Source organism: Okeania sp. SIO2F4 (assembly GCF_010672385.1).
Lineage (GTDB): Bacteria > Cyanobacteriota > Cyanobacteriia > Cyanobacteriales > Microcoleaceae > Trichodesmium.
Genome location: NZ_JAAHGT010001000.1, coordinates 1 through 3,450 on the forward strand (window position 1 = coordinate 1; position 3,450 = coordinate 3,450).

The window sequence follows — 3,450 nt, forward strand, 5'->3', positions numbered from 1 at the left end:
TCTCAAATAACATAACCAGACTTTAGCGAGCTGGCCCACTGAAAAACCGTTCAAGCTGTTTATAATTCTCCAAAACACGGCCAGTACCCAAGACTACACAGCAAAGTGGATCTGCTGCAACATGAGTGATAATACCAGTCTCATGGCTAATTAAAGTATCTATCCCCTTTAACAAAGCACCACCACCAGCCAACATAATACCCCGATCTATAATATCTGCTGCTAATTCAGGGGGAGTACGTTCCAAAGTTCGCTTAACTGCCTCTATAATTATAGATAAAGGTTCAGTCAGACTTTCTCGAATTTCTGCGGCTTTGACTGTTACAGTTCTAGGCAAACCCGATAATAAATGTATACCCCTAACTTCCATCGTTGCCTCATTATCATCCTGAGAGGGATAAGCTGAACCCAATTTAATCTTGATATCTTCCGCAGTTCGTTCTCCTATGACCAAGTTATGGACTTTTTTCATATACTGAGTAACAGCATCATTCAGTTCATCCCCAGCTACACGCACGGACTCGCTCAGAACGGTACCTTGTAAACTAAGAACAGCAACTTCTGTGGTTCCCCCACCAATATCCACAATCATATTGCCAGTAGGTTCAGCTACAGGCAACCCCGCGCCAATAGCTGCAGCAACAGGTTCATCAATTAATCGTACATCCCTAGCACCAGCTTGAGAAGCAGCTTCCATTACAGCTCGTCTTTCTACACCAGTTACTCCACTAGGAATGCCAATAACAATTCTTGGAGATACCAAGGTTTTTCCTTCATGGACTTGCCTAATAAAATGTTTCAGCATTAATTCTGCTGTATCAAAATCAGCAATGACCCCATCCCTTAGAGGTCTCATAGCAATTACATTGGAGGGAGTTCTCCCTAACATCCTTTTAGCTTCTTCCCCAACTGCGATAGAAGTTTTTTGTTCTTGGTCAATAGCTACTACAGATGGTTCTTGAAGAACAATACCTTTACCTGATACATATACAAGTGTGTTTGCAGTACCCAAGTCAATTCCCATGTCCCGAGACAAGGAAAAGCGATTTATCAGACCCACTGGATTTTGACCCCCTAAAATCAAATATTAACTTTGTTTAATAATTTATAAAGAAATATAGCTGAGGTGAATTGTATAATGTTTTTTACTCCTCAGTCTAGTAGGACTGTATCATTTTTGATACAAGCAAGTTTAACTGTCCTTGGTTTCTTAGTGCGACACAATAAGGACAAAATCCGGATAAAGTATTTAGATTAGGAATTGCTTGAGTAATTAGTCCTCTTAGGATATTTTTTTGGAGTTAAGATGTTAAATTAAAATTTGGTGTTGCTGAATAAATTTATGATATTGCAGGAGTAAGGAGTCAGGAGCAAGAAAGAAGTTTTTTTCACTCACAAACTATAAGGGGAAAACTAGGCATGATTTGCAGCTTAATAATTTTTCAACTCTTAACTGATTCTGATGAATAGAGTTTCATACCTAAAATCAGCAACTCCTAAGAGGGTATCTATAAATAAAAAATTAAGCCTTGATTTAGGGTGGGTTAGGCGAAAATACTGTTTTCCTGGTCGCCGTAACAAATCCGAATACTAGATATTTGAGGCATTTATTTAGATTTATTTTACAGATACCTTCTAAAATTTAATTCATGAATAATATAAAAATAAAAATAAGAATAGTATATGAGTTTAAATGTTGTAACTTTGGTTGGTAGGGCAGGTAGAGACCCAGAAGTTAAATATTTTGAGTCAGGTAATGTGGTTTGTAATGTCACTTTAGCTGTAAATCGTCGCTCTAAAAACACTGACCAACCAGACTGGTTTGATTTAGAGATGTGGGGCAAAACTGCAGAGGTTGCTGCTGATTATGTTCGTAAAGGTAAATTAATTGGGGTAAAAGGATCTTTGAAGTTTGATTATTGGCAAGATCGTAATACAGGGGCAAATCGTTCTAAACCTGTAATTAGAGTAGATAGACTCGAATTATTAGGTTCTAAACGTGATGATGAGCAGGCTGCAACAACAAGCTATGATGAATTCTAATTTTAAAATTCAATAAAAATTATTCTGAGTAAGTCAACTCTAGAGCAAATTCTTAAACTTGCCAGTGAAAAAGCTGCATCTTTCAACAATTAATAATTAATTATTAATTATTAATTATCACCTCTTCTTATAAAGAAGAGGATTGACTAAAAATATTTTTTTTCTTTTTTCTTTTTTCTCCATGAATGGAGAGGCTTTATACCTTAATTTTTAGGTAAAAATTTACTGTTTATCAACTCAGGATACCCCCATAAAATTTGAAAAGAATTGTTTAAAATATCGTAAGGATTCAGGTATCTCAAACCCAGTTATAGAGAGACTTATGAAAACGACTGACTCAGTAATTTAACAGCCTCCCGACTCCAATAATCACGAAAATCAAGGCTTGTAGCAATCTCTAATTGAGAATAGAATTTTGGAGGAAATTGCTTGAAATACTTATCCATTAAGATTTATAGGCTTTTTCATAAGACCTGAATCCTGACAAAATCTCTGCAAACTAAAGCTCAAAAAGGAGTAGCTCTGAGATTAATTTATCAAGGTAGATTTGGTTTTGCTAGTTCTACAGATTTGACAATAATTGAGGATTTAGTTGATGCTGCTATTCAAGCAGCAAAAGTTAGCGATATTGTACAATTTGAATTTGCTTCATCATATAATTTTAATCCACCAAAACTAGAATAGAACTTACCTGAAATTAACGAATTAATAGAGTCATGTCAAAAAAATATTGAAAAAAAATCATAATGACAATCCACATATTATGGTAAATATTGATTTTAATCTTCAGAAGATAAAAGTTAAAAAATTGACTAATACAGATGTCTATTCTCAAAAGTTTAATCAATTATTTAGTGCTAATATTTCTGGTAATTTAGTTCAAGATGAAGACTTTATTCAAATAAGTACCATTACAAAATTATTTACCTATTCTAATTGTCTGCAATCTTGAGAAGGCAAAGAATTCAGCAAGTTATAGATGTGTAATTAATTTTGTCTAGCTGCTTATCTAGTTTAGATTGTGATTAGCCTTCTCTCCCTAGACATAAATAAACTACTTTCCCAGTTAATCCAAAAATATCAATGGGTGGAAAATTCAGCTAAGATTAACAGTGGAACTCCCCCCGTATTTTTTACTCCTAAAGCAGTAAGAAAAGCGATCGCCAAATTATGGAAAACCGTTTTGTCTGGACAAACTATAGTCCAACTAAACGGGCAAGGGGTCTCGGGTTATAATCTTTGATTTAACGGGAGGGGAATTGCCCGACGGGGTTTAACGATTCTCAATAGGTCGCGAGTAGTACAATAACATCATGCTCTTAACCTACATCTATCGAATCAAGCCGAGTGACGAACAGATAGCCACGATGGAAAGGTGGTTAGAGCTGTTGCGTCGCCATTGGAACT

At 35.4% G+C, this 3,450-nt stretch carries 6 protein-coding genes; 5 read left to right on the forward strand and 1 reads right to left on the reverse strand.

What is annotated here, in order from left to right; genetic code table 11:
- Positions 1-22 precede the first annotated feature (22 nt).
- Positions 23-1,024 carry a rod shape-determining protein gene (locus tag F6K22_RS36220; protein WP_293109487.1) on the reverse strand — a complete coding sequence of 334 codons (1,002 nt, stop codon included), beginning with the start codon at positions 1,022-1,024 and terminating at the stop codon, positions 23-25.
- Positions 1,025-1,683: 659 nt separating this feature from the next.
- On the opposite strand from F6K22_RS36220, the gene F6K22_RS36225 reads away from it, so the two are divergent.
- From F6K22_RS36225 to F6K22_RS36245, 5 genes are all read left to right on the forward strand, one after another.
- Complete coding sequence (locus F6K22_RS36225) at positions 1,684-2,043, forward strand: single-stranded DNA-binding protein (RefSeq protein WP_293109482.1); 360 nt, start codon at positions 1,684-1,686, stop codon at positions 2,041-2,043.
- A 492-nt stretch (positions 2,044-2,535) separates the two neighbouring features.
- Positions 2,536-2,727 (forward strand): PmbA/TldA family metallopeptidase, encoded by a 192-nt coding sequence (locus tag F6K22_RS36230; RefSeq protein WP_293109489.1) that lies wholly within the window; start codon positions 2,536-2,538, stop codon positions 2,725-2,727.
- A gap of 46 nt (positions 2,728-2,773) precedes the next feature.
- Positions 2,774-2,995, forward strand: a complete 222-nt coding sequence (locus tag F6K22_RS36235; protein ID WP_293109484.1) for a hypothetical protein — start codon at positions 2,774-2,776, stop codon at positions 2,993-2,995.
- Positions 2,996-3,064: 69 nt separating this feature from the next.
- Positions 3,065-3,286: a hypothetical protein gene (locus F6K22_RS36240; protein ID WP_293109486.1), complete on the forward strand. Its 222-nt coding sequence runs from the start codon at positions 3,065-3,067 to the stop codon at positions 3,284-3,286.
- Between the two features lie 70 nt (positions 3,287-3,356).
- Positions 3,357-3,450: helix-turn-helix domain-containing protein (locus F6K22_RS36245; protein ID WP_293102483.1), on the forward strand; the 94-nt coding region annotated here is incomplete at its 3' end.

Coding starts and splice junctions, on each gene's coding strand:
- F6K22_RS36220 (WP_293109487.1), bottom strand. CDS start 1,024: ATGGGAATTGACTTGGGTACTGCAAACACACTTGTATATGTATCAGGT.
- F6K22_RS36225 (WP_293109482.1), top strand. CDS start 1,684: ATGAGTTTAAATGTTGTAACTTTGGTTGGTAGGGCAGGTAGAGACCCA.